This window comes from Xanthomonas theicola, assembly GCF_014236795.1.
Classification (GTDB): Bacteria; Pseudomonadota; Gammaproteobacteria; order Xanthomonadales; family Xanthomonadaceae; genus Xanthomonas_A; species Xanthomonas_A theicola.
The window spans coordinates 4,563,017-4,584,931 of record NZ_CP049017.1; the positions used below are offsets into that span (position 1 = coordinate 4,563,017).

At 67.7% G+C, this 21,915-nt stretch carries 16 protein-coding genes and 1 pseudogene; 14 read left to right on the forward strand and 3 right to left on the reverse strand.

Features of this window, described 5'->3' with window-relative positions; all coding sequences use genetic code 11:
* The 11 genes and pseudogenes from G4Q83_RS21290 to G4Q83_RS21340 all read left to right on the forward strand — a co-directional run bounded on the left by G4Q83_RS21290 (position 1) and on the right by G4Q83_RS21340 (position 17,082).
* A complete protein-coding gene (locus tag G4Q83_RS21290) occupies positions 1-1,515 on the forward strand; it encodes a sugar ABC transporter ATP-binding protein (RefSeq protein WP_185817290.1) in 1,515 nt (504 codons plus the stop codon).
* Positions 1,512-2,567: an ABC transporter permease gene (locus tag G4Q83_RS21295; protein ID WP_185817291.1), complete on the forward strand. Its 1,056-nt coding sequence runs from the start codon at positions 1,512-1,514 to the stop codon at positions 2,565-2,567. Before G4Q83_RS21290 ends, G4Q83_RS21295 begins: the two co-directional genes overlap by 4 nt.
* 105 nt (positions 2,568-2,672) lie before the next feature.
* The gene (gene yjfF / locus G4Q83_RS21300; RefSeq protein WP_343068503.1) at positions 2,673-3,590 is read left to right on the forward strand and encodes a galactofuranose ABC transporter, permease protein YjfF; all 918 of its coding nucleotides are present in this window, start codon (positions 2,673-2,675) and stop codon (positions 3,588-3,590) included.
* Positions 3,587-3,952 (forward strand): hypothetical protein, encoded by a 366-nt coding sequence (locus tag G4Q83_RS21305; RefSeq protein ID WP_185817292.1) that lies wholly within the window; start codon positions 3,587-3,589, stop codon positions 3,950-3,952. The genes yjfF and G4Q83_RS21305 overlap by 4 nt, the downstream gene beginning before the upstream one ends.
* Before the next feature lie 87 nt (positions 3,953-4,039).
* Positions 4,040-7,081 carry a TonB-dependent receptor gene (locus G4Q83_RS21310; protein WP_128421916.1) on the forward strand — a complete coding sequence of 1,014 codons (3,042 nt, stop codon included), beginning with the start codon at positions 4,040-4,042 and terminating at the stop codon, positions 7,079-7,081.
* A gap of 294 nt (positions 7,082-7,375) precedes the next feature.
* On the forward strand, positions 7,376-10,108 hold the full coding sequence (locus G4Q83_RS21315) for a DUF5695 domain-containing protein (RefSeq protein WP_128421793.1): 2,733 nt from the start codon (positions 7,376-7,378) through the stop codon (positions 10,106-10,108).
* Between the two features lie 68 nt (positions 10,109-10,176).
* On the forward strand, positions 10,177-12,270 hold the full coding sequence (locus tag G4Q83_RS21320; protein ID WP_221893097.1) for a beta-galactosidase: 2,094 nt from the start codon (positions 10,177-10,179) through the stop codon (positions 12,268-12,270).
* 720 nt (positions 12,271-12,990) lie between these two features.
* Positions 12,991-13,152, forward strand: coding sequence for a hypothetical protein (locus tag G4Q83_RS21325; protein WP_158255078.1), 162 nt, complete (start codon positions 12,991-12,993; stop codon positions 13,150-13,152).
* Positions 13,153-13,366: 214 nt separating this feature from the next.
* Entirely contained in the window at positions 13,367-14,350 is a 984-nt protein-coding gene (locus G4Q83_RS21330; protein WP_185817191.1) for an IS5 family transposase, read from the forward strand.
* Positions 14,351-14,670: 320 nt separating this feature from the next.
* Positions 14,671-15,102: pseudogene (gene tnpA, locus G4Q83_RS21335) on the forward strand (IS200/IS605 family transposase).
* Between the two features lie 399 nt (positions 15,103-15,501).
* Positions 15,502-17,082 (forward strand): M4 family metallopeptidase, encoded by a 1,581-nt coding sequence (locus G4Q83_RS21340; RefSeq protein ID WP_128420236.1) that lies wholly within the window; start codon positions 15,502-15,504, stop codon positions 17,080-17,082.
* Positions 17,083-17,642: 560 nt separating this feature from the next.
* Here G4Q83_RS21340 and G4Q83_RS21345 read toward each other — a convergent pair.
* Positions 17,643-17,963, reverse strand: a complete 321-nt coding sequence (locus tag G4Q83_RS21345) for a DUF6172 family protein (protein WP_128420235.1) — start codon at positions 17,961-17,963, stop codon at positions 17,643-17,645.
* Between the two features lie 213 nt (positions 17,964-18,176).
* On the opposite strand from G4Q83_RS21345, the gene G4Q83_RS21350 reads away from it, so the two are divergent.
* Positions 18,177-18,746, forward strand: a complete 570-nt coding sequence (locus G4Q83_RS21350) for an SDR family NAD(P)-dependent oxidoreductase (RefSeq protein WP_246432192.1) — start codon at positions 18,177-18,179, stop codon at positions 18,744-18,746.
* A 112-nt stretch (positions 18,747-18,858) separates the two neighbouring features.
* Here the strand turns inward: G4Q83_RS21350 and G4Q83_RS21355 are convergent, their stop codons facing one another.
* Positions 18,859-19,446, reverse strand: a complete 588-nt coding sequence (locus G4Q83_RS21355; RefSeq protein ID WP_246432193.1) for a Rossmann-fold NAD(P)-binding domain-containing protein — start codon at positions 19,444-19,446, stop codon at positions 18,859-18,861.
* 207 nt (positions 19,447-19,653) lie between these two features.
* Between G4Q83_RS21355 and G4Q83_RS21360 the strand changes: the two genes are divergently transcribed.
* Together G4Q83_RS21360 and G4Q83_RS21365 are read left to right on the forward strand one after the other, a co-directional pair.
* A complete protein-coding gene (locus tag G4Q83_RS21360) occupies positions 19,654-20,580 on the forward strand; it encodes a carbohydrate kinase family protein (protein ID WP_128420233.1) in 927 nt (308 codons plus the stop codon).
* A 47-nt stretch (positions 20,581-20,627) separates the two neighbouring features.
* Positions 20,628-21,203, forward strand: coding sequence for an MgtC/SapB family protein (locus G4Q83_RS21365; RefSeq protein ID WP_246432194.1), 576 nt, complete (start codon positions 20,628-20,630; stop codon positions 21,201-21,203).
* Here G4Q83_RS21365 and G4Q83_RS21370 read toward each other — a convergent pair.
* Positions 21,164-21,790, reverse strand: coding sequence for a ParB-like protein (locus G4Q83_RS21370; protein ID WP_128420232.1), 627 nt, complete (start codon positions 21,788-21,790; stop codon positions 21,164-21,166). The genes G4Q83_RS21365 and G4Q83_RS21370 overlap by 40 nt on opposite strands.
* Positions 21,791-21,915 lie beyond the last annotated feature (125 nt).

Genomic DNA, 21,915 nt, shown 5'->3' on the forward strand with positions numbered 1-21,915 from the left:
ATGACCCCGGTCGTGCTGCACGCGCAGGGATTGAGCAAGGCCTATGCCGGCGTCGCGGCGCTGGAGGACGTGGCGCTGTGCCTGCGCGGCGGCGAGATCCATGCGCTGATGGGCCAGAACGGCGCCGGCAAATCGACCCTGATCAAGCTGCTGACCGGGGTGGTGGCCGCCGACGCCGGGCGCATCGCGCTGGGCGGCGAGGCCGTCGCGCCGGGCTCGCCGCTGCAGGCGCAGCAACTGGGCATCAGCACGGTCTACCAGGAAGTGAACCTGTGCGCGAACCTGTCGGTGGCCGAGAACCTCTTCGCCGGCCGCTATCCACTGACGGGCTGGCCGCGGCGCATCCACTGGCGCCGGGTCGAGCGCGAGGCGCGCGAGGGCCTGCAGCGCCTGGGCGTGGACATCGACGTGCGCCGCGCGCTGTCGGCCTATCCGGTGGCGGTGCAGCAGATGGTGGCGATCGCGCGCGCGCTGAGCGTGTCGGCGCGGGTGCTGATCCTGGACGAACCCACCTCCAGCCTGGACGGGAGCGAGGTCGCCGAGTTGTTCCGGGTCATGCGCGGCCTGCGCGCGCAGGGCCTGGCGATCCTGTTCGTGACCCACTTCCTCGACCAGGTGTACGCGGTGTCCGACCGCATCAGCGTATTGCGCAACGGTCGCCTGGTCGGCGAGTACCTGGCCGCGGACCTGCCGGCGCCGCGGCTGATCGCAGCGATGGTCGGACGCGAACTCGACGTGGCCGCGGCGGCGGCGGCGGCGGTGGACGCCGCGCCGCCCGAAGACGCGCCGGTGCTGCTGCAGGCGCAGGGCCTGGGCCGGCGCGGCCAGCTGCATCCGCTGGACCTGCAACTGCGCCGCGGCCAGGTGCTGGGCCTGGCCGGCCTGCTCGGCGCCGGCCGCACCGAACTGGCGCGGCTGCTGTTCGGCCTGGACCGCGCCGATGGCGGCCGCATCTGCATCGACGGGCAGGCGGTGACGCTGCTCGGCCCGCCCGACGCGATCGGCCACGGCCTGGCGCTGTGCCCGGAAGAGCGCAAGACCGAGGGCATCGTCGCCGAGCTGTCGGTGCGCGAGAACATCGTGCTGGCGCTGCAGGCGCGCATGGGCCTGCGCCGGTTCCTGCCGCTGGCCGAGCAGCTGCGCCTCGCGCAGGGCTACGTGGACGCGCTGGACATCAAGACCGCCAGCGTGGAGACGCCGGTGGGCCTGCTGTCCGGCGGCAACCAGCAGAAAGTGGTGCTGGCGCGCTGGCTGGCGACGCAGCCGCGGCTGCTGATCCTCGACGAACCCACCCGCGGCATCGACATCGCCGCCAAACAGGACATCATGACCCGGATCCTGACGCTGGCCCGCGAGGGCATGGCGGTGCTGTTCATTTCCGCCGAAGTGGCCGAGATCGCGCGCATCGCCGACCGCATCGCGGTGCTGCGCGAACGCCGCCTGGTGGGCGAACTGCCCGGCGGCTGCGGCGAGCGCGCGGTGTTCGAACTGATCGCCGGGAGCGCGGCGGCATGAGCGCGGCGGCCACGCCTGCGCCGAGCGCGCCGCGGCTGCCGGCGCGCCTGCTCGCCCACCCGCTGTTCTGGCCGCTGGCCACGCTGGCGCTGCTGCTGCTCGGCAACGGCCTGTGGAATCCCGGCTTCCTGGCGCTGCAATGGCGCGACGGGCACCTGTACGGCAATCTGGTGGACATCGGCAACCGCGCCGCGCCGCTGGCGCTGGTGGCGCTGGGCATGACCCTGGTGATCGCGGTGCGCGGGCTGGACATCTCGGTCGGCGCGGTGGTGGCGATCGCCGCCACGGTGGCGGCGTGGATGATCGGCGGCGGCGCGCACAGCCGCTTCCCGCTGTGGGCGGTGATCGCCGCGCCGCTGCTGGTCGCGGCCGCGTGCGGACTGTGGAACGGGCTGCTGGTGGTCAAGGTCGGCATGCAGCCGATCATCGCCACGCTGATCCTGATGGTGGCCGGGCGTGGCGTGGCCCAGCTGATCGGCGACGGCCAGATCCTGACCATCTACTCCCGGCCGTACTTCTACCTGGGCAACGGCTACCTGCTCGGCCTGCCGTTCGCGCTGTTCGTGGTCGCGGCGGTGTTCGTGGCCTTGCAGCTGCTGCTCGGGCGCACCGCGCTGGGCCTGTTCGTGCGCGCGATCGGGCACAACCCGCGCGCGGCGCGCGTGGCCGGGATCAAGGCGCGGCGGATCGCGGTGCTGCTGTACGTGTTCTGCGCGTTCAGCGCCGGCCTGGCCGGTCTGCTGATCAGTTCCAACGTCAAGAGCGCCGACGCCAACAACGCCGGCCAGTTGATGGAGCTGGACGCGATCCTGGCGGTCACCCTGGGCGGCACGCTGCTCGACGGCGGCCGCTTCAGCCTGGCCGGCAGCCTGATCGGCGCGCTGATCATCCAGACCCTGACCGCCACGATCTACGCGATCGGCGTACCGGCGCAGGTCACCATGCTGATCAAGGCGCTGCTGGTGTTCGCGGTGATGCTGCTGCAATCGCCGCGGTTCCGCGCCAGCGTGCGCGGCTGGGTGCGGCGTGCGCCCGTCGGAGCGGGGCGATGAGCGCGCGGGGCGCCGGTCCAGCGCGCACGCGGCCTGCGCGGCGTCGGCGCGCGGCTGCATGGCGCGCGCCTGCCGCTGGCGATCACCGTGGCCCTGTTCGCGGCCATGGCCGGCGCCGGCGGCGTGCTCTACGACGGCTTCCTGTCGCCGCAGGTGTTCGCCAACCTGCTGATCGACAATGCCTTCCTGTGCATCGCCGCGGTTGGCATGAGCTTGGTGATCCTCAGCGGCGGCATCGACCTGTCGGTGGGCGCGGTGATCGCCTTCACCACAGTGCTGTCGGCCTCGCTGGTGCAGCGCCACGGCTGGTCGCCCCTGGCGGTGATCCCGCTGGTGCTGCTGCTCGGGGCGCTGTTCGGCGCGTTCATGGGCATGCTGATCCAGCGCTACCGGCTGCAGCCGTTCGTGGTGACCCTGGCCGGCATGTTCCTGGCGCGCGGCGCCAGCTATCTGATCAGCGTCGACTCGATCCCGATCGACGCGCCGCTGTACGTGGCCATCGCCCAGTTCCGGGTGCCGATCGGCGCCGGCGCCTCGCTGTCGATCGGCGCGCTGATCGCGCTGGCCACGGTGGCGCTGGGCATGTGGCTGGCGCACTGCACGCGTTTTGGCCGCGGCGTGTACGCCCTGGGCGGCAGCGAGGCCTCGGCGCGGCTGATGGGCCTGCCGGTGGCCGCCCTCCAGATCAAGGTCTACGCCTTCAGCGGCGGCTGTTCGGCGCTGGCCGGGGTGGTGTGCACGTTCTACATGCTGTCCGGCTACAGCCTGCACGCGCTGGGCCTGGAACTGGACGCGATCGCCGCGGTGGTGATCGGCGGCACCCTGCTGGCCGGCGGCAGCGGCTACGTGATCGGCACCTTGTTCGGGGTGCTGATCCTGGGCGTGATCCAGACCCTGATCGTGTTCGACGGCACGCTCAGCGCGTGGTGGACGCGCATCGTGATCGGCGCGCTGCTGCTGCTGTTCTGCCTGCTGCAGCGGCTGTTGACCCGGCGCCCTCGGACCACCGGAGAGCACGCATGAGCGGACATCCGAACCCATGCGGGCACCTGCGCGCGGCGCGCGTTCCTGCACTACGGCGGCGCCTCGCTGGGGGCGGTGCCGGCCGCCACTATCTGTCGTCCTGCGTGTTGCTGTATGCCGCCACCGGCGGCGAGTCGGTACGGTGCAAGGCCGGCGCGCTGGTCGCCGCCGCGCGTGACGACGAGATCGACGGCGATCCGCGGCAACGGCGGATCGCCGACGTCTTCTGGAACACGGCCACGGTGCTGGCGCGCAACGTGCCCCCGGCGCTGCCTCCCCTGCGCGTGGACATCGCCGGCTTCGGCGCGTGGGCCATGCCACTGCCGATCGTCGCGTTGGACCTGCCAACCGCCATGGACTGACACCGCCCGCCGCGTTCGGCCGCCACCGGCACCTAAGCTAGTACAAAGCGTAACGATCCCGTTTACCGCCCTGGGAGGGGTACTGTCATGAAGAGAACGCGTTGCGGTTCCAATCTGCCCGCGCGCAGCCTGCTGTGCTGCGCCCTGGCGAGCTGCCTGTTCACAGCGATGCCGGCGCTGGCGCAGTCCAGCAGCGCGACCCTGCGCGGCCAGGTGGCCGCCGCCCAGGCCGGCACCGAAGTCACCGTCACCAACACCGCCACCGGCTCGGTGCGGCGCGCGCAGGTGGCCGCCAACGGCAACTACACCATTGTCGGCCTGCCGCCGGGGACCTATACGGTCGAGGCCAACGGCGTCAGCCGCACGGTGACGCTGCAGGTCGCCTCCTCGTCCACGGTCGACCTCGATGCCGGCACGACGGCCGCGCCGGGTGGCGCCGCGACCACGCTGGACACGGTCACCGTCACCGCGCCGCCGACGCTCAAGGACGTGAAGACCTCGGAAGTGGGCAACGTGGTGTCGCTGCACCAGATCCAGCAGCTGCCGCAGGCCACGCGCAACTTCCTCGAGTTCGCCGACACCGTGCCGGGCATGGTGTTCACCGTCGACGGCAGCGGCAACACCAAGCTGCGCGGCGGCGCCTCCAACGCCAGCGCCGGCAACCTGTACATCGACGGTGTCGGCCAGAAGAGCTACGTGCGCAGCGGCGGCATCGCCGGCCAGAGCGACACCCAGGGCAATCCGTTCCCGCAGCTGGCGATCGGCGAATACAAGGTCATCACGTCCAACTACAAGGCCGAGTACGGCCAGATCAGCGGCGCGGCGATCACCGCGGCGACCAAGTCCGGCAGCAACCAGTTCCACGGCGAGGCGTTCTACCGCTATACCGACCAGGACCTGCGCGACAAGCGTCCGGACGAGGAGAAGAACGGCAAGATCGATTCGCAGACCAAGGAGTACGGCTTCGCCCTGGGCGGCCCGATCATCCAGGACCGCATGCACTTCTTCGTGGCCTACGAGGGCAAGGAGAACGTGGTGCCCAAGAGCGTGCAGGCCCAGGCCAATGCGCTGCCCTACGTTGGCTTCCTGCCGTCCAACCTGTCCAGCCAGTACGGCGCGGCGAACCTGCCGTTCACCGAAGATCTGTTCTTCGGCAAGATCGACTTCGAGCCGACCGATCGCGACCGCATCGAGCTGAGCGCCCTGTATCGGGACGAGACGCAGATTGCCAACATCGGCGGCTTCAGCACGCCCGAGCAGGCCGTCGACAAGATCAACAAGGACAAGCGCTCCAACCTGCGCTGGCAGCACAGCGGCGACAACTGGTTCAACGAATTGATCGTGGGCACCGAGGACTCGAAGAACAATCCGACGGCCAGAAACTTCGGCAATGGCATCCGCTACATCTATCTGTCGCCGCGCGCCAACTCCAACGATATCGATGAATACCCGTTCCTGCTCACTGGCCCGGCCGGTGGTCTCAGTGTGCAGCGCAAGAGCCAGAAGGGCTGGTTCCTGCAGAACGACCTGACCTTCACCAGCTTCGAGTGGCATGGCGAGCACACCATCAAGATGGGTGTGAGCTACAAGGACGTCAAACTGATCGCGCAAGACGCGGCAGCGGTGAATCCGCAGTTCGCCTATGCCGTCGATGCCAATGGCGTGGCCGCCACGCCCTACCGGGTGGATTTCGTCGGCCCGTACAACGTCCCCGGGCAAAAGGCCACGGTGGAGTCGCCGTCCAGGCAGTACGGCATCTACATCCAGGACGACTGGGCCGCCACCGACAAGCTGATGATCAACGCCGGTGTGCGCTATGACTACGAGGACACCCCGGCCTATACCCGATTCCGTCACCCACAGGCTTTCGTCGACGCGCTGTATGGCGACGACCCCGACCTTCCCGGCCAGCAGCCCTGGGCCAACCGCCTGCTGCCCAGCGGCATCGACGTGGCCGACTACATCAGCACCGGCCACAACCGCAAGAACTTCAAGGATGCCTGGGCGCCGCGCCTGGGCTTCTCCTACGACCTCTTCGGCGACGAGCGCGCGGTGCTGCACGGCGGCGCCGGCCGTTCCTACGACCGCAACCTGTTCGAGCAGTTGGCGCTGGAAACCAGCAAGGGCGCCCTGGCGCCGGTGGCGGTGTACTTCCAGAACCCGGCGACCGGCACCTGCTACAAGGCGGACCGGATCTGCACCGCGTGGGACCCGCGCTATCTCAACGGGGTGGGTCAGCTGACCTCGATCCCCGGCGTCAGCGGCAACGGCGAGATGTTCATGTTCAACAACAAGCTCAAGACCCCGTACAGCGATCAATACAGCATCGGCATCAGCAACCAGGTCGGCGATTGGTTCACCGATATGACCTTCCAGCGTGTGCTCAGCTATGACGGCTTCGTCATGTCGCTGATCAACCGCTATCCAGACGGGTCCTACTTCCAGAACGGCAGCATCCCCTGGGGCGAGCCGGTGCCGGGTTACCAGAACACCATCATCGGCGACAACGGGCTGGAACAGCGCAGCAGCCAGGTGCTGCTGTCGGCGGAGAAGCCGTACACCAAGGAATCGGGCTGGGGCCTGACCCTGGCCTACACTCACACCAGCGCGCGCCAGAACCGCCAGATCGACGAACCGTACGCGCTCGACAAGGCGACGATCCACGACTATCCGTTCGTGAAGTCCAATGCCGTGGCGGCGCACCGCTTCGTCGCCTCCGGCTCGATCGACGGCCCGTGGGGCGTCACCTTCGGCGCCAAGGTGGTGCTGGCCACGCCCGAGCCGATCAACACCATCGCCTGCTACGGCAAGGTCGACGCGGATGGCGGCACCTGCCAGCAGATCGGCGTGGTGCCGCCGGGCAGCGGCAAGTTCCTGCTCGGCGGCAAGATCTGGCGCTATCGCACGGTCGATTTCCAGGCCAGCAAGGACTTCACCGTGTACAACGACTTCAAGCTGTCGGCACGCATCAACCTGCTCAACGCCTTCAACTTCAAGAACTATGCCTCGTACGTCTACAACGGCTTTGGGAGCAACGGTCGCCTGGATCCAAACATCACCATCAACAAGACCGGCGATATCAGTTACGTGCCGCGCACCGTGACGTTCGAGATCGGCGCCAAGTTTTGATCCGCGGCCATGTGCGAGTATTTGCCGAGCTGGCGTTGGACGACCTTCGGCAGGCAACGCAACCATGGTATGGATTGTCGTCGCCCGTCATCCGGGATAGATCGACGGCGATGGGAAAGGCAATTGGCGCGGGGCGTGACGGCGCAAACAAGGGCATTTCGAGAAGACTCGCGTCCCGCGATCTGCCCACAGGTGCCAGTGCCGCCGATCAAGCCTGGTCGGTTGCGCGTATGGGGTCACGAAACCGCCTAGTCCGTCGGGATGGACCGACACCATTATGCAGGGGAAGGGAGAATGAAGATGAAGATACTGTCTGGCGCCGCGTGGCTGTTGCTGTCCTGTTCGATCGTCGCGGCATGGGCCGCCGACGCGCCGGCAGCGGGACAATCGGCCCGAACGCGCGCGACCGAGCACCGCGTCGGCCCGTTCCGCATCGTCCTGCGTGCCGATACGCAGACGCTGGAGCGGCTGTCGCCTTCGGTCGAGCCGGACTTCAGTTTCGTGCCGACATCGCGCGCGGCGGCGCGGGCGGGAGACGGCTTCAACCATATCGGCGACCTTGACCTGCGCGTGCGGGCGCCGGGTGGGGCGTGGCGCGATTTCGCCTCGGCATGGTCGCGTAAAGTCATCCGCACACTTCCCGTCACGGGCAAGGTGATCGCCGCGGCGGACATCACCGCATCGATGGGTGCAGCGCCGCCCTTTGCGGTCGAGCGACGTTGGGTGGATGAAGACGGGCTGCTCGCGCTGCGCTTCCGCATCACCAACACATCGGGTGCCCCGCTGGAGATCGGTGCGCTGGCGATGCCGATGGTGTTCGACAACATCCTGACCGACCGCAACCTCGACCAGGCGCATACCCAGGCGAGCTTCGTCGACCCCTATATCGGACGCGATGCCGGCTATCTGCAGGTCACGCGGCTGAACGGCCGGGGGCCGGCACTGCTGGTGCTGCCGGCGAAAGACAGCCCGCTGGAAGCGTACGTCCCGCTCAAGATGCCGCAGGAAGAGGCGGCGGGGGCTGTATTCACCGAGAAGACGCCGCGATCGCAGTCGTTCGAGGGCTTCTACGCCTGGACGGTGCATTCGGCGGGCTTCGCGGATCGCGAGTGGAAGGATGCCGGCGAGCAGTGGAACGCGCCGACCGCACGGACGCTGCGCGCCGGCGAGAGCATCGAGGTCGGTGTGCGGCTGGCCGAGACCGCTGGGGTCGCCGCGATCGACGCGACGCTGGCCGCACACGGCCGGCCGGTGACCATCGGTGTCCCCGGCTATGTCGTGCCGACCGACCAGCGTGCGCAGTTGTTCGTCAAGGCGCCCAGTCCGATCGCGGGGATCGACGTTCATCCGGCGGGCGCCATGACCGTGACCCCCGATGGCGCGCGTGGCGGCTGGACGCGCCTGGCGGTGCGGGGACGCGGATGGGGCCGGGTGCGGCTGACGCTGCACTACGCCAATGGCGAGCGGCAGACGGTGAACTATTTCGTCACCAAGCCGCTGGCGCAGGCGATGGCCGATCTCGGCCGCTTCTCGACGACGAAACAATGGTTCGAGGGGAAGGACGACCCGTTCGGTCGGTCGCCGGCGATCCTGAGCTACGACCGCGAGGCCGAGAAGATCGTCACCGTCGACCACCGCGTGTGGATCGCGGGGATGAGCGACGAGGGCGGCGCCGGCCCCTGGGTCGCGGCGGTCGCCAAGCAGCTCGACAATCCCGATGCCGGCGAGATCGCGAAGATCGAACGGCTGATCGACGAGACCGTCGTCGGTCGGCTCCAGATCGCCGACGGCAAGCATGCCGGTGCGGTGCGCAAGAGCCTGTTCTATTACGACCCCGTCAAGTTTCCCGGCCTCTATCCCGATCAGGATCACCAGAAATGGCGCTGGGCGTGGGACAAGAAGGAGGCCGATCGGCTCGACCGCTCGTACAACTATCCGCACCTTGCCGCCGCCTACTGGGTGATGTACCGGCTCGCGCGCAACCACGACGGACTCGTCACCCGCCACGACTGGCATTGGTACCTCGCCCAAGCGAACCTGACGATCGTGGCGATGATGCGCGATGCGGGCCTCTACGCCGAGTTCGGACTGATGGAAGGCGACGTCTTCGTCGACATCCTCAAGGACCTGAAGCGTGAGGGGATGACCGCGGAAGCCGACACGCTCACCCGGCTGATGCAGGCGCGCGCGACGCATTGGCGCAGCTTGAAGTACCCGTTCGGGTCGGAGATGCCGTGGGATTCGACCGGCCAGCCCGAAGTCTATGCCTGGATGCGCTACTTCGGCTATCAGACGCAGGCCGACCAGACGCGCGACGTCATCCTCGCCTACACCCCGACGGTGCCGAACTGGGGCTATAACGGCAACGCGCGGCGCTATTGGGACTTCGGCACCGCAGGCAAGTGGGAGCGGACCGAGCGGCAGATCCACCATTACGGATCGGCGCTGAACGCCGTACCGCTGTTCGATGCGTTCCGCCGCAATCCTGCCGACCTCCATCTGCTGCGCGTCGCCTATGGCGGGACGATGGGCGGCATTGCCAACATCGATCGCGATGGATTCTCCTCGACTGCGTTCCATGCCTGGCCCGACATCATGAAGCCCGATCCGTACAGCGGCGACTTCGGCATGGGCTTCTTCGGCCACGCTTATGCCGCTGCGACCTATGTTGTGAACGACCCGACGCTCGGCTGGCTCGGTTTCGGCGGCGACGTGACGGAGGCGAAGGGTGTCGTGCGCATCGTGCCGCGCGACACCAGCCGGTCGCGGCTGTTCGTCGCGCCCGCCGGGCAGTGGATCACGCTGGAAGCGGGCAAGATCGCGAGCGCGACCTGGGACCCGGCGCTGCGGCGGATTACGCTGACGCTCGATCCAGTCGACCGTTTCACCCCCGCGGCGCGGGTGCTCGTCGAGGCGACGGTGGCGGGTGCGACGCCGATGATGGTCGTCGATGGCCGGCTCGAGCGCGGCGCCTACACCGTGCCTCTCGCCACGGGGCCACGCACCATCACGCTGGCCGTTCACTGATGGCGCCGCTCCGGTTTCCACGACACTCAAAAAGGATGATGATCGACATGTGCCCTTTCCGTCGCTGGTTGGCAATCCTCGCCTTGCTGCTGCCGATCCCCGCGTTCGCCGATGCGCAGCCGCCGCACCCGGTCAAGCTGGACACGATCCTGTACGGCGCGGCCTATTACAACGAATATGTCCCCGTCTCCATTCGCGAAGGCCGGCTGGAGAAGGACATCGCACTGATGAAGCAGGCGGGGATCAGCGTCGTGCGGATGGGGGAGTCGACCTGGGCGACGTGGGAGCCGGTGGAAGGGCAGATCGACTTCGCCTGGATGGACCGGATCGTCGCGGCGATGGGCAAGGCGGGGATCAAGGTGATCCTGGGCACGCCGACCTATTCGATTCCCGTCTGGATGTACGCCAAGCACCCCGACATCCTCGCCCGCCCGCTCGGCGGCGGCGAGACGGGCTATGGCATGCGCCAGAACATGAACATCGACGATCCCAACTACCGGCGTTACGCCGAGCGGATCGTCGTCGCGCTGGCGCGCCATTACCGCGACAACCCGACCGTGATCGGCTGGCAGCTCGACAACGAGACCAGCGCCTACGGGTCGTCCAATCCCAGCGTCCACCGCGACTTCATCGAATGGCTGAAGGCGCGCTACGGGACCACCCAGGCGCTCAACGACGCGTGGCTGCTGACCTATTGGGGCCAGAACGTCGACAAATGGGAGAACATGCCCACCCGCGACAAGGCCAACAACCCCAGCTACAAGCTCGCCTGGTCGCGCTTCCAGCAGTTCCGCGCCTCGCGCTTCATCGCCTGGCAGGCGGAGCTGGTGCGGGGCAATGCACGCGCGGACCAGTTCGTGTTCCAGAACCACACGCACCAGACCGAGCCGGAGGTCGACGCCCACGCCATGGACAAGGCCACCGACGTCACCGGCACCGACATCTATTTCGAATGGCAGGGCGCCTATGACGGCTGGACCCAGACGCTGCAGGGCGACCTGGCGCGGTCGGTCAAGAAGAAGAACTATTTCGTCGTCGAGACCAACGCCCAGACCACCGGCTGGGACGCGCGGCGCCAGTTGCCGCCCTACGACGGGCAGATGTACCAGGACGTGTTCGCCAACGTCGCCAACGGCGCCAACATGGTGTCCTACTGGCACTGGGCGTCGCTGCACAACGGGCAGGAGATCTACTGGAAGGGCGTGCTCGGCCACGACCTGAAGCCCAACCGCGCCTATGCCGAGGTGTCGCGGGTCGGCAACGACCTGAAGCGCGTCGGCCCCGAACTGGTCGACCTGACGAAGAAGAACGAGGTCGCGATCCTCTACAGCGTCGATTCGATGAACGCGCTGACCTTCATGCCCTATGGCGATCCCAATTATTTCGGGGTGATGCGCCAGTTCCACCAGGCACTGTACAAGGCGAACGTCGGCACCGACTTCATCGCCGCCAACGAGGCCGACTTCACCGGCTACAAGCTGCTGATCGTGCCCGCGCTCTACATCGCCGACGATGCGCTGCTCGCGAAGATCGGCGATTTCGTCCGGCAGGGTGGCCATGTCGTGATGACCTTCAAGAGCGGCGTCGCGAACGGCGAATCGATGGTCCGTACCGACACCGCGCCAGGGCCGCTGCGCGAGGTGGCCGGAGTCAGCTACCAGGAGGTCTCGACCCTGCCGAACCCGCTGAAGTTCAAGGGTGATCCGTTCAACGTCGGCCGGGGCAATAGCGCGTCGACGATCGCCGAGTTCCTGAAGTTGGAGGGTGCCGAGGCGCTCGCCACCTACGACCATCCCTTCTTCGGGCAATGGCCGGCGGTGACGCGCCACGGCTATGGCAAGGGCAGCCTGATCTATGAGGGCACGGTGCTCGACGATAAGGTGCAGGCCGCGATCCTGACCGAGGAGCTCAAGCGGCTCGGCCTGTATGGCGCCGACCAGCAACTGCCAGCCAGCGTCCGGATCAAGCATGCCACCAGCCGCGCCGGCCGGCCCCTGCATTTCCTGTTCAATTATTCCTCCGAGCCGGTGACGGTGGCCTATGCCCATGGCGACGCGCGCGACCTGCTGTCGGGCCGCACGCTTGCCAAGGGGGCGACGATGAGCATACCCGCCTGGGGCGTGGTGATCGCCGAGGAGGGCAAGGCATCGCCGCGCCGATGACCGCCTTGCCGGAATGGCTGATCGATCGCAGGGGTGTCCCCGCCGAAGCTGTTGCGTTGGGCGATGATCGTCCTCGTCGCGCTGGCCGCGGGGCCGGCCGGCGCGGGACCGCCTGAGCCGATCGTGCCGGTCAATGCGCGTTGCGCGGCGGAAGCGCGAGCTCGTCAGGCTGGAGCGGGCCGCTTCGTGCAAAGAGACAACTTCTGCGTCATATCAGGACAAGCGCGCATTCTGCCGACTGCCGTAGCGTAACGGCTGGCCGACATTCCAAGCGTGTCTGGCATGTCCGTAGCCAGTCCCAATGCCGCGATTGTCACGGATTTGCCGCCATCACCCGCGCCTATTGCCGCCACGCTTTGAAGCGGAACCGTGAGTTCGGCCGTAACAGACACGACAGGGTGTGCGCTGTCGCTCCATACTGGCTCGCCAGTCGCCCCGCATCTGCTTGTCCTGTGGGCTGGTCAGGATGGCGTCGCAGTCGCCCGCCCACGCGCCTGGCGAACGTGCCCGGTACGAAGAGCAGCCTCACAGCGACAACCAGCACCGAGCTGCCAGCGTTCGCCGAGAACCGCAGCATCATTCGCCCGAACAGCGTTCGACAATTGAAGGCACGGGTAGTATGGTTACGCAAGCGGAAACGACGAGAGAAAATGAATTCGCCAGCCAGCCGCTGTTCTGATGCCCTTCAAGCGCAGAGGATCAATGCAAAGGGAGTTGTCGATGAATCTCGAATTTGCAGACCCTAGCGTTTCCAGTTTTCGCAGTATTTTGGAAATTTCACTTATTGCATGTCTGGCGATGGCGGGGGCTCTCTGCGTGCTTTGGCCCAACGCAGCATCTGCCGGAAAAGCCTATGCAAGTTGCGGAAACAATTTGGGCTGAATTTCAGCCCGTGCTACAAGCGGATTTGCAGAGATTTGTGAAAAATAAAAAGCGCTTGCGCGGCCAAGCGTCCAAGATCGAGGTGCGGGCGACCTGCGATGACGCCTCCAGCATGGTCCTCGTCGATCTGGGTGAGGAATGCATGCCTAGGGATGGTCTGAACAACTCCCTCTGATCCTGCGACAATCGTACAAAGCCCAACAGGACAACGACGATGCAATTGTCTTTCGGCGACGCGGAGTACAACGGCAAGCGCAAGCAGACGCGGCGCGAAAGGTTGCTGGCCGAGATGGATCAGGTGGTGCCGTGGAAAGACCTGCTGGCGCTGATCGCGCCGCACTATCCGAAGTCGGGCCATCCGGGCCGTCAGCCGTACCCGCTGGAGACAATGCTGCGCATCCACTTTCTGCAGCAGTGGTACGCACTGAGCGACCCGGGCGCGGAAGAAGCCTTGTACGACACGGCGTCGATGCGCCGTTTCGCCAGGATCGGCGGGTTGGATGAGGTGCCGGACGAGACCACGATCCTCAACTTCCGCCGGTTGCTGGAGACGCACGATCTGGCGCGCACGCTGTTCAACCGGGTCAACGCGCACCTATCGCGCAAGGGCCAGAGCCTGCGCGGCGGCACCATCGTGGACGCCACGATCATTGCCGCGCCCAGCTCGACCAAGAACAAGAACGGCGAGCGCGACCCGGAAATGCACCAGACCAAGAAGGGCAATCAGTACTACTTCGGGATGAAAGCGCACATCGGCGTGGACGATGAGTCCGGGCTGGTGCACCACTTGGAATGCACGGCGGCCAACGCCGCAGATATCACCCAGGCGCACAAGCTGCTGCACGGCAAGGAAGACACGGTATGCGGCGACAGCGGCTACACCGGGCTGGCCAAGCGCGAGGAGATGGCGAGCAAGCGCAAGCTGCGCTATCTGATCGCGGAGAAGCCCTCGAAGCTGAAGCAGATCAAGAGCAAGCGCGAATTGAAGTGGGCACAGCGCTGGGAGCACGCCAAGGCCAGCCTGAGGGCGAAGGTGGAGCATCCGTTCCGGGTGATCAAGCGCCAGTTTGGCTACGTCAAGGTGCGCTATCGCGGCCTGGCGAAGAACACGGCGCAAGTGCTGACGCTGTTTGCGCTGTCGAACCTGTGGCTGAAGCGAAAGCAGTTGCTGCCTGTCGTGGGGAGGGTGTGCCTGTAATCCGGGAAATACCCCGGAAATGCGCCGGAAACGGCGAAAAACCGAGGGTCTGAGCGCCGTGGGCGTGGTCGATATGGCTTGCCTCATCCTCCGACCGCGTTGATCAGACTATCCCTAAATGAATAAAAATCTTCACGGGCAGCCTGGGCGATGCTATCGACGAATTAAGCATGGGGGCGAATTAGGGCCTGTTAACACTAAACCAACCTGAGAGTTCCCCCGGCTCTGCCGGGGAGGCAGTAGAAGTTTGACGTATCCGGGAGTCCATCCCGGAGACTCCGCAACGTGAGCGGCCAAGCACACGAGACGGAGAAACCGAGATGGATGAGTTTGAGAGCTTAAGTCACACCAGGTGGGAGTGTCTGTACCACGTTGTGTTCATACCGAAGTGTCGCCGTAAGACACTGTATGTGGGTCTGAGGAAGCATCTAGGAGAGGTGTTCCGGCGATTGGCCGAGCAGAAGGAGAGCCGGGTCGAGGAGGGCCATCTGATGCCAGATCACGTCCATATGCTGTTGAAGATTCCGCCGAAGTAGGCGGTGTCGCAGGTGGTGGGCTATATCAAGGGCAAGAGCGCCATCCACCTAGCGCGGGTGTATGTGGAGCGGAAGCGGAACTTTGTAGGGCAGAGCTTCTGGGCGCGAGGTTACTTCGTTACGAGGGTAGGTTGGGATGAAGGGTTGATCGGGGCATACATCCAGAACCAAGAGGCGGAAGATCGGCGCTTGGACCAATTGCAGTTGCTGAGGTAGTCGGCCACCTTCAGGTGGCCCTAACAAGGGAGGCGCGTAGCGCTCCCGCAGCCGCTTTGAGCGGCTCACATCTCTAAAGCCCCCGGCTTTGCCGGGGGATATTTACTCGGATAGGGAATTGGACTCCAAACCGCTGCGCTACTCAAAACCGGGAGGACGTCGGGCGGCCCGTGGACGAAGCGCCCATCCGGATTCGCCATTCCATATCGCAAACGTGAACATAAGCTGTCTACCGTGGTCTGTCATCGCACTGTTATGTTCGCTGCCAGGACACGGCACCGCGCCATCACGCGGTCGCAACGCCGCCGTGATCCTGACGCGCAAATCGCAACGACACGTGGCAGCCAGGCGCTGCCGCGCTGGCAAGACAGTCCCTCTTATTCATCAAGGAAGCCGAAGATGACCAAGTCCATCCGCTGCCAGCGCCCGCTGGCGCTGCTGCCGTCGTTACTGATCGCCCTCGCCGCCACCTCCGCCACCGCGGCCGAGCGCGTGGATCTGCACAGCAAGCATCTCGGCACGCTCAACACGCAGTACAAGACTGCCACCACCAGCCTCGGCGGCGTGCCCGCCGCCGCCGCGGTGCGCCATGCCGAGGTGGTCGGCCTGGACGCCGAGTCCGCGCTGACCCTGCTGACCAGCAGCACGGACAGCGACGGCACCGTGCACAGCCGTTACCAGCAGACCTTCCGCGGCGTGCCGGTCTGGGGCGAGCAGGTCATCGTCAGCGAGCGCAGCGACGGCAGCGTGCGCAGCCTGTTCGGGCACTCGGTCGCCGGCCTGGCCAGGGAACTGCCGGCCACCGCGACGGCCGCCGCCGCGACGCTGTTGCCGGCCAGCCGCGCGCTGGAGGTGGCCAAGCGCGCCGCGCTCGGCGACGCGCTGGCCGCGCGCCGGGTCGAGCGCGCGCAGGCGCCGCAGATGATCTACCTGGACGACGACGATCGCGCGCGCATGGCCTATGTGGTGTCGTTCTTCGCCGACGCGCCGCAGGGCGGCGCACCAACCCGACCGTTCGTGATCGTCGACGCGCGCAGCGGCGCGGTGCTGCGGCAATGGGAGGGCCTGACCAAGCGCGACGCCACCGGCCCCGGCGGCAACGCCAAGACCGGTCAGTACGAATACGGCACCCTCGGCAGCATCCACGGCTTCCTGGAGATGGACGACAGCTGCCGCATGCAGAACAGCAACGTCAAGACGGTGGACCTCGGTGGCAGCTATGGGTTCTCCAGCGCCCCCTACCAGTTCACCTGCCCGCGCAACACCTACAAGGCCATCAACGGCGCCTACTCGCCGATCAACGATGCGCACTATTTCGGCGGCATCGTCGATAAGATGTACCGCAACTATGCCGGGGTGGCGCCGCTGCGCTTCCAGCTGGTGATGCGGGTGCACTACGGCACGCGCTACGAGAACGCGTTCTGGGACGGTTCGGCGATGACCTTCGGCGACGGCAACACCCGCTTCTACCCGCTGGTCAGCGCCGACGTCGCCGGGCACGAGGTCTCGCACGGCTTCACCGAGCAGAATTCCGGCCTCGTCTATTACGACCAGCCCGGCGGCATCAACGAGGCGTTTTCGGACATCGCCGGCGAGGCGACCGAGTACTACCTCAGGGGCAGCAACGACTTCATGGTCGGCCCGGAAATCTTCAAGTCCAACGGCGCGCTGCGCTACATGGCCAATCCGACGCAGGACGGCAAATCGATCGACAACGCCGCCAACTACCGCGACGGGCTGGACGTGCACTATTCCTCCGGCGTCTACAACAAGGCGTTCTACATGCTGGTCACCACCCCCGGCTGGAACACGCGCACCGCCTTCGAGGTGTTCGCGCGCGCCAACCGCCTGTACTGGACCCCGAGCACCGACTTCAACAGCGGCGCCTGCGGCGTGCAGACCGCGGCCAGCGACCTGGACCGCTCGGTGGCCTCGGTGCGCGCCGCGTTCGCTTCGGTTGGGGTGACCTGCAACCAGTAAGCGCCGCCCCCGGTACGACCGACGCACGGCCATCTGTCCGGATGGCCGTGCGTCGGTCGTGCGGGTCTGCGGCGGCGTCCGGTCCGGCCCCTCGCTCGCCTTGCTGCGGCATCTGCTCGCATGGCAGGGCATGTTCGGACGTCCCGGTCGTCCACGGCCGCGGCAGCGACCGGGGGCCTGATCGAAAAGCGCCAGCAGCTGCGCGTGCCGCGTGAGCGCATCGCCGGTTTCGAACCGGCCGCGCCCGCGCCGGCCGTTCCCGGAACGGCGCCGCAGACCGGCGGGATCAACGGCAAGCGCCCGAGCAGGAAGGATGCGCGGCGCGCGGCCAATGCGCAGGGCGGCGGCGGGTCGCCATGCAGGATCGATCGCGGCCGCGGCGCCGGTTCGCGGCCGCTGGCCCGAGCGGACCGGGCGCGGCTGCCGCCAGGGACCGCGGCGCCGGCCATCGTGCAAGGCGCTCGTCGCGCGCGATCGCAAGGCACTCGCCGGTCCCGTCCGTCGCGGCGGATGGCCCCAGGCCATCCGCGTCGCGGCCGTCGGCGATGCGCGGCCCGCCCTCAAGCGTCGAACGGATCGGCCGCGGCATCGCCCTTCGGCCGCGGCGTGCGCCTGCCCGCCTTGCTGCGGATTTCCACGTAGAACTGGCTGCCGCCAGCGGCGACCAGTGCGTCGATCGCGCGCAGCAGCTCGGCAGGCGGCACCACCGCGGCGCTGGCCTCGTCGGCGCCGAACAGCGTGTCGAAGTCCCAGTAGTCGGCGCCGGCCGGCAGGGTCTTGCGGCGTTCGCGGCGGATGTACTTGCGGATGTCGTGCTTGCTGGCGTCGAGCAGACGATCGGGATGCTTGCCTTCGATGCGGAGCTGGTAGGTCTTCTTCATTGCGGGAGGGTCCTGGAAAGAGGGAGCGCGGCGGCGGCGCAAGCGCGCGGGCCTGCCGGCGGCCGTGCGTGCACGGCGGGCCGCCATGGTGCCAGAACCCGGCCTTGCTGCGGATTGGCCGATGATCGGCGCCCGGCGCACGCCGGTAACGCCTCCGCTTACGGCCATGGCGACGACGACGCCAGTTGGCAGGCCGGATTCGACATCGACCTGATGGCCGCGGTGCGCTGCAATCACGCCGCACTGCCGCTGCGGCGCGCCAGCGGCCACGGCGGCATCCTCAACATCAGCTCGATCGACGCACTGCGGCCGACGCCGCGGGTGCCGGCGTACTCGGCGGCGAAGCCCGCGCTCCACCGCGACACGACTACACGGGCGGCCGGACTGGCGCGCGAGCGGATCCGGGCCAAGGCGATCGCGCCCGACTCGATCGCGTTCCCCCGGCGGCCGATGGGACCAGCGCCGGGAGCAACGGCCGGCGCTGTACCGGCGCCTCCGGGCGGCATTGGGTTCGGCAGTCCCGGCACGCTGGAGGAGATCGCCCACGCCGTACTGTTCCTGGCCGCGCCGCAGGCGCGCTGGAGCGCCGGGCAGATACTGGCGGTGGACGGCGGGCCGTCGCTGGGCGCCCGACACCGGTACGAAGTCACGCGCATGGCGCGCCGGCGACCGTGCAAGCCGGCTCAGCCCGACCGCTGCCGCGACCGGGCAACCCAACGCCTCCGCCCGTCGCGGTTGAAACCGCGCCGACAGCGGTCCTCCGCATCCCCGGCAACCCTGTAGGAGGGGCTCCAGCCCGACCGCTTTCCGCGACCGGACCGCGCGCGTCCGCCCGAATGCGCTCGCGCACGCCCCGACCGCATGCCAACAGCTGCAGGAACGCTGCCGCCGCAGGTCATTGCGCCAGCTGCGCCGCATCCACCACCTGGACCCCGGCGCGCGGATGCACGGCGTGGGCGACCAGCGCGGCGGCGATGCAGGTGGCGGGACTGATCCGGTAGCGCCGCGGCAACCGCGGGCCCAGCACCCCGAGCACGGCGGCGGCGCGTTCGGCGGCACGCGGTTGCGCGGGCTCGCCGCCGATCAGCCCCGGCCGTATCAGCGCCAACGCGGGGTAACCCAGCGCCTGCAGATCGCGTTCCAGTTCGTCCTTGACCCGGTTGTAGAACAAACGCGCATGCGGATCGGCGCCCATCGCCGAAGTCAGCGCGAACGCCGTGGCCCCGTGCTGCCGCGCCAGCCGCGCGATCGCCAGCGGATAGGCATGGTCGACGCGGCGGAACGCCTCGCGCGAGCCCGCCTGGCGCATCGTGGTGCCGAGCGCGCAGATCGCCGCGTCGGCTCGCCACCACCGCGCCTGCGCCGGCAACCGGTCGAAGTCCACGAGCCGGTTGTACAGCTTGGGGTGGACAGCGCCCAGCGCGCGCCGGGTCGGCGCGACCACGGCGCCGCACGCCGGCGCGGCGAGCAATTGCGCCAGCACGTGACGGCCGACCAGGCCGGTGGCGCCGGCGAGCAGGATCTCATCGGAGCGTCTCTGTGCGGGGTGGAGAAGCCGCGACTATCGTAGGTGCGCAGGCAAGGCGCCGTCGCTGCACGGTCGCCGCGGTCGCCGCGCCGCGGCTTGTACGCCACAATGGCCGGCCATCGCGCCGCCCGGCGCCGCTGCAGCCAACCGAGGAGCCGTTCGATGTTCGTGGTGTGTGGAGAGGCCCTGTACGACATCTTCATCGACGGCTACGCCGGCACCTCGGTCGGCATGACCGCGCGGCAGGGCGGTTCGCCGTTCAACGTGGCGATCGGCCTGGCCCGGCTGGGCACGGCGTCGGCGCTGTTCGCCGGCCTGTCCGCCGACCCGCTCGGCCGCCAGCTGCGCGGCACCCTCGAACGCGAAGGCGTGGCGCTGGCGCACTGCGTCGACAAGGCCGAGGCGACCACCCTGGTGATGGTCGCGCTGGACGCGCACGGCGTACCCAACTATTCGTTCTACGGCACCGGCTGCGCCGATCGCGCGCTGACCATGGCCGACCTGCCGGTGCTCGATGCCGCGGTCGGCGGCCTGCATTTCGGCTCCTATACCTTGGTCGCCGAGACCACCGCCAGCACCTTCCAGGCCCTGGCCGAACGCGAGCGCACGCGGCGGCTGATCTCGCTGGACCCGAACGTGCGGCCGACGGTGGAGCCGGACATGGCGGTGTGGCGGGCGCGGCTGGCGCGCTGGATCGCGCTGGCGCACGTGGTCAAGGTCAGCCAGGAGGACATCGAGCTGCTGTACCCGCAGCAGGACCCGTTCGCGATCGCGCGCGGCTGGCTGCAGCACGGCCCCTCGCTGGTGGTGATGACCCTGGGCGGTGCCGGCGCGGTGGCCTGGAGCGGCGATGCCGAGGCGCGCGTGCCTGGCCGCGCGGTGCGGGTGGCCGATACCGTCGGCGCCGGCGACAGCTTCCAGGCCGCCCTGCTGCACCAGTTGCCCGACCTGGCCGCGCTCGCCGCGCTGGGCCGGTCGGCGGCGGCGCTGCAGCCGTTGCTGGCGTTCTGCGTGGCGGCGGCGGCGATCAACTGCACCCGCGCCGGCGCCAACCCGCCCAGCCTGGACGAGGTCCGCGCCGCGTTCTGAGGGGCATCGTCCATTCCAGGGCGGATCGCCTTTCCTGCGCGTTCGGCATGAAACCGAACGCCGGGTGTCTATATGATGAGCCGACTGCCGACCTCGAGACATCGGCCGGGAAACGTCCATTGATCGACTTGTCCGACATTGCCCTGCGTCTCGGAGCCGCCGCCCTGGCCGGCGCCGCGATCGGGTTGAACCGCGATCTGCACGGCAAACCCATCGGGATCCGCACGCTGGGACTGGTCGGCCTGGCCACCGCGATGGTGGTCGTGCTGGCCGATCCGATCGGCAACGGCGGCTTCACCGATGCCGGCAGCCGCGTCATCCAGGGCATCCTGACTGGCATCGGTTTTCTCGGGGCCGGGGTGATCTATCAGACCCAGAAGCATGTCCGGGTTCACGGCCTCACCAGCGCTGCCTGCGCCTGGTTCACGGCGTGCGTCGGCATCATGTGCGGCGCCGGCCATTGGCGGATCGTGGCCGTGTCCCTGGTCATCGCGTTCGTCATTCTGCTGTTCGGCGGCCGCGTCGAACGCGTCCTGCACAAGGTCCTCGGCGGCAAAGCGGAGCCTGCGCCAGCGACTCCCGATCAGTCGTCGGACAGCGGGCCGCACCAGCCCGGCAAGTAGCTCGCGTCCTTGCTCCTGGCGATCGCGAGCGCGGCTTCCACGGCGCGGGCGAAATCGGCTTCGACCTCGCGGCGCGGCAGCTGGCGGCGGAACAGGTCGGCCCACAGGAATTCGCTGAATGGGGCGGTGTCCTTGGCAAAGCCTCCAGCGCGCCTGACCTCGCCGGCAACACTGCGGTAGGGATCGTCCTTCAGGTCCGCGATCGACGTCGGGATCGCCTTGAAGGGACGGCGTTCACCCTTGGCGTCATAGGGATAGGCCCAGTGCAGATGATCCAGAACGCCCCAGAACGCGGCCTTGTCGACGACGCTGAGATCGGCGATCACGCTGACCAGGATGTCCTTCACCCCTTCGTCGTGCAACGCCCGCGCGAGATGGTGGTGGTCGACGACGTAATACTTGCCGTCCGGCCCCAGCACGACCGGAATCATGTGCTTGCCGAGCAGTTCAGCCTGTTTGCGTTTGGACTTGTGGGCGCGCCAGCGCTTGCGCTTTTCCTTCACCTCGCGCATCCCCACCGTCATCTGCGTGGGACGCAGCGACAGGATCGGTACGGGTTGCAGGATCGGTTCCCGGGCAGTGGCCATGGCGTTCTGGGTCTCCGTGGATCGATGGTGTCGCGCCCGCGCCCATGCGACGACGTCATGCTAGCTTAAGCGCGGGCCATCGGCGCCGATATCCTGTTCCTGATGTCGCCACGGGCGGCGCGTTT